This window comes from Candidatus Aquicultor secundus (assembly GCF_002791875.1).
In the GTDB taxonomy this organism is placed as follows: domain Bacteria; phylum Actinomycetota; class Aquicultoria; order Aquicultorales; family Aquicultoraceae; genus Aquicultor_A; species Aquicultor_A secundus.
Genome location: NZ_PFNG01000216.1, coordinates 1 through 6,827, shown reverse-complemented (window position 1 = coordinate 6,827; position 6,827 = coordinate 1). Strand labels below are relative to the sequence as shown.

General features: G+C 51.5%; 5 protein-coding genes. 4 read left to right on the top strand and 1 reads right to left on the bottom strand.

From position 1 onward, the window contains the following. The first annotated feature begins 100 nt into the window (after window positions 1-100). Together COY37_RS09255 and COY37_RS09250 are read left to right on the top strand one after the other, a co-directional pair. Window positions 101-814 carry a TVP38/TMEM64 family protein gene (locus COY37_RS09255; protein WP_502690522.1) on the top strand — a complete coding sequence of 238 codons (714 nt, stop codon included), beginning with the start codon at window positions 101-103 and terminating at the stop codon, window positions 812-814. After that, complete coding sequence (locus COY37_RS09250; RefSeq protein ID WP_286977337.1) at window positions 798-1,685, top strand: sulfurtransferase; 888 nt, start codon at window positions 798-800, stop codon at window positions 1,683-1,685. The genes COY37_RS09255 and COY37_RS09250 overlap by 17 nt, the downstream gene beginning before the upstream one ends. 168 nt (window positions 1,686-1,853) lie before the next feature. Here COY37_RS09250 and COY37_RS09245 read toward each other — a convergent pair whose 3' ends face one another. Then, complete coding sequence (locus COY37_RS09245) at window positions 1,854-4,355, bottom strand: ATP-dependent Clp protease ATP-binding subunit (RefSeq protein WP_353682469.1); 2,502 nt, start codon at window positions 4,353-4,355, stop codon at window positions 1,854-1,856. A 499-nt stretch (window positions 4,356-4,854) separates the two neighbouring features. On the opposite strand from COY37_RS09245, the gene COY37_RS09240 reads away from it, so the two are divergent. Then, window positions 4,855-5,967 carry a Nif3-like dinuclear metal center hexameric protein gene (locus tag COY37_RS09240; RefSeq protein ID WP_286679087.1) on the top strand — a complete coding sequence of 371 codons (1,113 nt, stop codon included), beginning with the start codon at window positions 4,855-4,857 and terminating at the stop codon, window positions 5,965-5,967. 25 nt (window positions 5,968-5,992) lie between these two features. Beyond that, the gene (locus tag COY37_RS09235) at window positions 5,993-6,700 is read left to right on the top strand and encodes a zinc ribbon domain-containing protein (RefSeq protein ID WP_286679088.1); all 708 of its coding nucleotides are present in this window, start codon (window positions 5,993-5,995) and stop codon (window positions 6,698-6,700) included. Window positions 6,701-6,827 lie beyond the last annotated feature (127 nt).

Below are 6,827 nucleotides of genomic sequence, written 5' to 3'. Positions count from 1 at the left end.
CCTTTGCTTTTGGCTTGATTGGTTGCACATTAATCAAACCATATGGACTGGAGCCATTTCAATTTCAACTAAGTTTAGGACACCTTCAGGATGAACGACTATTAAGAAATTTTTTGGCGGCTATAAAGGCAAATTACTTATATTGTTAATCGTTATACTTATGTATAGCTTTGTACCGGTTATAAAGGTAAACGTTAACCAAATCATTTTCATATTCAGTCAGCTTGATGTGGAAATGGTGAAAGGCTATATTCTGGGGTTTGGTATATGGGCGCCGATAGTTTCATTCCTGCTCATGGTGTTTCAGTCGGTAGTAGCGCCGCTTCCGGCATTTCTTATTACGTTTGCTAACGCTGCGCTGTTTGGATGGGCTTATGGCGCTATTCTATCCTGGTCGAGCGCTATGGTGGGGGCCGTCGTGTGCTTCTATATCGCCAGGTATTTTGGCAGAGGAACGGTTGAAAAACTCACATCACGCGGCGCGCTCGAAGGAGTCGACAAGTTTTTCGAGGATTACGGCAACTATGCTGTTTTGATAGCACGGCTTTTGCCGTTTATTTCTTTTGATATCGTAAGTTACGCGGCAGGGATCACCGGCATGGGGTTCTGGCCGTTTTTTATAGCAACAGGCATCGGTCAGTTGCCGGCAACAATCGTTTATTCCTATATAGGCGGCATGCTGACGGGTACCGTTAAGGCGGTCATGACTGCCTTACTCATCCTATTCGCCTTAAGCGCATTGACCGTAATGCTTAAGAAAGTATGGACCGACAAGAAAAAAGGGGAGGTAGAGAGTGTTGGGCAAGAAATTTAGGTTAAAGCACGCGATTATATTACTCGTATGCTTTATGTTCGTATTGGGGGTGGTCGGGTGCTCTCAAGGGACTTCAACGCAGTCATCTTCGGCCGGTAGCACCGAGACGACAATTAAGTCGGCGGCAACTGGTACAACAGAGGCGCCAAAGTTTGACGCATCGGCGTACAAAAACAATGAGTTTCTGATTACGCCGGAAGAACTAAAGGCGCAATTAGGTAGCGACAATTTGGTCTTATTTGATTGCAATAAGCCGGATATCTATGCAAAAGAGCATATACCGGGAGCAGTCGGTATAGGGATAGCCGCGTTTTCAGACAAAATTGGAAAACCGGGCGATGCGGGATGGGGGACTGTAAAGAAAAAAGCCGAATTAGCAAAAACACTGCAATCGTTTGGTATTGATAACGACAAGACCGTAGTCTTTTATTCCGACGTGTTTCAGGGGCCGGGCGCTGATGGTAGGGCTGTCTGGCAGCTGAAACAGGCGGGCATGAACAACGTTAAGATGCTGGTCGGCGGGCTCTCATATTGGAAAGAACTGGGCTATGATGTTACGGCTGACCCGGCGCAAGCCAAGTCTACAACGAAAAAGGTAGCCCTTAAGGACTATGACCCGAGCTACTCGTCGAACAAGGGCTATGTCTTTAAGAACCTAGGCAAACAGGTCGTAATCGATGTAAGAACAGAAAAAGAATACAAAGGCTCTCAAAATGCAGGGGAGCCGAGAGGCGGCCACATTAAAGGCGCCAAGCCGATGTTGTGGCAAGATTTACTCAACAAGAACGGCATGCCTAAGACATCTGAAGAGATTACGAAGATAATGGCATCGTACGGTGTAACACCTGAAACCGACTTCACCCTCTACTGAACGATGGGCATTCGATCTGGATATGCATCCATGATCCTCAGAGCAGTTGGCTTTGAGAAAGTAAGAAACTACGAAGCATCTATCTATGAGTGGGGCGGAGATCCAAAAATGCCGATGGAAAAATAACGGGGGACGCGAGTCCCCCTCTTACCCGATTTTTATAAGTGATTACGCTTCGGGCGTGCCGCCGTCTGCGGTTTCTTCGGCCTTTTCGATGGCTTCGGATTCCGGGGTGGTTGCCGTGGATACGGCGCCGGGTCGTTTGTTGAAGACGATTTTGCCTTCCTCGATCTCGGCGAGAACGACGTCACCTTCGGTAAACTCACCGCGCAGCAGTTTTGAAGCCAGCGGGTTTTCTATACGACGCTGGATCGTCCTGCGCAGCGGACGTGCGCCGAGAAGCGGGTCGAAGCCCTCTTTTGCGAGCACGTCTTTAACATCGCCTGTGAGCTCAAGGGTTATCTGCTGCCCTTTAAGCTCGTGCTCGACGCGCAGCATCAGGATATCGACGATCTCCCTGATCTGCTCTGAAGTGAGCGGATGGAAGACGATGATCTCGTCGACGCGGTTTAGGAACTCGGGCCTGAAGCTCTTTTCGAGAGCGCGCAGAACCTGACCCTTAACCGCCTCAAAGCTCTTGGCTTCCCCTGGACGGGTCTTAAAGCCCATTTCGCGACGAGACTCCTTGACGAACTGACTGCCGATATTCGATGTCATGATGATAACCGTATTCTTGAAGTTAACCGTACGGCCCTTCGAATCGGTTATACGCCCATCGTCCATGATCTGGAGCAGGATGTTCAAAACATCCGGGTGGGCCTTTTCGACCTCGTCGAACAGGACCACTGAGTACGGGCGACGGCGAACCGGTTCGGTAAGCTGTCCGGCTTCCTCATACCCGACGTAGCCGGGGGGCGCACCGATCAACCTGGATACGGTGTGCTTCTCCATGTACTCGGACATATCGATTCTGATCAAGGCCTCTTCCTCACCGAAGAGGTGCTCGGCCAATGCTCGTGCCAGCTCGGTTTTGCCGACGCCGGTCGGTCCAAGGAAGATAAACGAGCCGATCGGGCGCTTCGGATCTTTTAAGCCCGCACGGGCCCTTCTGATCGCCTCGGATATGGCGACGATTGCCTCCTCCTGGCCGACGACCCTACCATGAAGGGCCTCTTCCATCTTTAAGAGCCTCGACTTTTCTTCCTCGACAAGCTTCTTGGCCGGAACGCCGGTCCAACTTGCGACTATCTCGGCGATATCTTCGGTCGTGACGGTCGCATTCGCCATGCCCCTGGCACGCGCCCAGTCTTGCTCGACTTTATCGAGTTCTTCTTTAAGCCGGCTTTCTTTTTCGCGCAACTTCATGGCTTTCTCGTAATCCTCGGCCTTGACCGCGGCTTCTTTCTCGCGTTGGATGACCTCGAGTTTCTCCTCCATGCCCCTTACATCAACGGGCGGGACGGTTGACTGAAGCCGTACCTTGGCTCCGGCCTCATCGATAAGGTCGATGGCCTTGTCGGGCAGGAATCTGTCCGTTATGTACATATCAGATAACTCCGCCGCCGCAAGAATAGCCTCGTCGCTGATCTTTACCCGGTGGTGGGCCTCATAGCGGTCGCGCAGGCCTTTAAGGATCGCGATGGTATCCTCAACCGTAGGCTCGCCGACTATTATCGGCTGGAATCTTCTCTCTAAGGCCGGGTCTTTTTCGATGTGCTTCCGGTACTCGTCCAGGGTGGTCGCACCGATAACTTGCAGCTCACCCCTGGAAAGCGCGGGTTTGAGCATATTGGACGCGTCGATTGCGCCCTCAGCCGCACCTGCGCCCGAAATCGTATGAAGCTCGTCTATAAAGACGATAATTTCACCGCTCCTCTCGCGCAGCTCATCCATAACATGCTTCAACCGCTCCTCGAACTCGCCACGATAGCGGGTACCGGCGACCATGCCGGCAAGGTCAAGCGATACGACCCTCTTATCCTTGAGGGTATCCGGCACTTCACCGGCTTCTATTTTCTGGGCAAGCCCTTCAGCGATTGCCGTTTTGCCGACGCCGGCTTCACCGATAAGCGCCGGGTTATTTTTTGTACGGCGGCTCAAGATACGAATAATCCGTTCTATTTCCTTTTCGCGGCCGATGACCGGGTCGAGCTTTCCTTCGCGCGCGAGCTTTGTTAAGTCTTGACTGTACTGATCAAGCGCAGGTGTTTTGCTCCTGCTCGGCACCGCAGAGGCCGCCGGAGGAATTTCACCTTTACCAGCCATGTTCGTTACCTCCTGTTTGGCACGGCCGTAGTCGGCACCGTGTCGTTTTAGTACCTGGGCCGCAATGCCCTCGTCCTCACGGATGAGACCGAGAAGCAGGTGCTCGGAACCGATAAATTTTTCACCGGCCGACCTTGCTTCCTCCAGGGCAAGTTCCAGGGCGCGTTTGCTGCGCGGACTTAACGGTATCTCTTTCTCGGCGGCGCCTTTGCCGCGTCCGATTAAGTCCTCGACTTCCTTTCGCAGGCCGTCAAGGTTGATCCCGAGGTCCATTAATATCTTTGAGCCGATTCGCTCACGACTTAAGCCAAGGATCAGATGCTCTGTTCCGACATAGTCGAAGTCGAGTCTGACGGCTTCGTTGGCCGAAAGATTGAGCGCTTCCTGTGCGCTTTCAGACAGCATCTCAAGAATATCTCCGCGGCTCTGCTTGAAGAACTCCGGGAACATCTTCGACATATCCGGAATGCCGAATATGTCAAAGCCTTCCCCTCCTGCCCCAGGCAGGATTCCCAGCTCATGCGCGCATTGCTCGCATATGTATTTAACTTCCTTCTTTTCGCCCTTGATCTGCGTGTATGTTACACTGGCAGGCCTTTCGTTACATCTTTGGCACAGCATGTGTTCAACCTCCTTTTACTATAGTACTCACTTATAAATCTTGACTTATAAATATTCCTCCCGTTGTCCTAAATAAAACGAACGGGAAGATGGATAAATCATATGATAAATCATATATTAGTCTCAATATAATTATACCAGTCCACACAACAATTATACGTGCGCTTGTTTGGCAGGAGGGCGGGCAATCAAGCTTGCCGTCAGACATCCTTGCCGGCTTTCCAAGTTATTCTCTATTTCTGTAAAAAATCTGCTATTATTTACTATGGATGGGGTGACATAGATGGCAATTGTAGCGCAAATAGCGGGGCTTGTTGAAGGCATAGCCCCCAGTTACTTAAAGTTTGAGGGCGATAATGTGGGCCTTCAGGTCGGGAGCGCGGGCATGGCGGTTAACAAAGTGCTGGTGGCGCTCGAGGTAACCGATGAGGTGTTACATGAAGCGCGGTCAAAAGGGGCGCAGCTCATATTTTCCCATCATCCCCTTATTTTCAAGAGCCTCGACAGGGTGTTGGCGGAGGATCATGTCGGCGGGTTGGTCACCGATTTAATCAGCTCCGGAATTTCGCTGCTGGTCGCCCACACCAATCTTGACCGGGCCAGAGATGGAGTTAGCGATGTATTGGCTCATGTCCTGGGATTACAGGACATCGAGGTATTGCTTCCCGCACGGGATATCCACATGTACAAGCTTGTTGTGTTTGTCCCAAAAGACAATGTTCATGAGATTATCTCGGCTCTCGGAAATGTCGGCGGTGGGGTAATAGGTGAATACAGCCACTGCACATACAGGGTCGAGGGCATCGGAACGTTTTATCCCATGCTGGGCGCCCACCCCTTTCTGGGTAAATCCGGCGAGTTAAACGAAGTCGATGAATACAGGCTCGAGATACTTGTCGCACCCGACAGGATCGAGCAGGTTGTGCAAACGCTCCTCGACGTCCATCCCTACGAGGAAGTAGCGTACGATGTGTATGACGTGACAACTCCCCCGCCGGGCGTCGGTTTTGGCAGGGTTGGAAATATGACAAAGACGAGGAAACTGCGCGACTGCATAGAGAACTGGGCTGATAAACTGGGGACCGATCTCAAAGTCTCCGGCGATATGGATACGGTTGTTAGCCGGGTCGCCGTGTGTGGAGGGAGCGGGGGCGAACTCATCGGGGTTGCGAAAGCGTCGGGAGCCGATGTATATCTGACCGGTGACATTAAATACCACGCGGCCCACGCAGCCCGTGCGATAGGGCTTGCGATTGTCGACGCCGGTCATGCCGAAACGGAGCGTCTTGTTATCCCCGAAGTTTCGCGGGAATTGCAGAGATCCATTAACGAGGCGGGTTTGAAGGTTGAGGTTTTGGTATCGGAGATCGATACCAGTCCTTGGAATAGAGATTAATGATCATCTACTAGAGGGGTTGACTATGGATGAGTATAAAACCCTGGAAGAACTTCAAAAGATAGATACGCAGATCGATGCTCTGCAGTACCGTGAAAAGAACCTGCCCGAGCGCGACCGCTATCAGAAACTGAGCGAGGAAACAAATAAAACGCAGGCGCTTTACCAGGCGATCGAGAAGAAACTTCGTGATGAATCGCAAATTCAAAAAAAGATTGAGGATGAACTCGATAGCCTTAATAAAAAAATCGACAAGGAACAAAAACGCCTCTACAGCGGCACAATCACTAATCCTAAAGAACTCACGAGCGTGCAGCAGGAGCTTAACCACCTAAAAGAGCAGGCAGATGTAAAAGAAACAGAGCTGCTTGAGCAGATAGACGTGGTCGATGGCTTAAAATCGAATAATAAGGCCGTTGAGAAACGGTTAAACGAGCGCAAGGCGGAAGTTGCTGCGGCGAAAGCCGAGATGGACGCCAGCCTGGCCGATATTAAAGGGCAGCTGCAAAAGTTGCAGGCCGAGCGAGAGCCGGTCTTTGCCGCGCTAAGCGAGGACACGAGAGAGCTCTACGGGCGGGTGAGAACAAAGCAGCCGTTGGCGGTGACCGTCCTCGAGGAAGGTTTGTGCCAGGGATGCCGGGTCGAGCTTCCAAGCAACGAGGCTGAGCGAATTGAAGCATCCAAGAAACTCGAGCGGTGCCCGAACTGCAGCAGGATATTAGTGAAACGATAGGGTCAGGGGAATTGCGAATCGCGAATTAGTGAAGGTCTAGTACCGCGACATCCTACTTTCTGTGCATGTCATTCTGAAGGAGCGATTAGCAATTGATTGTCATTCTGAAGGAGCGAAGCGACTGAAG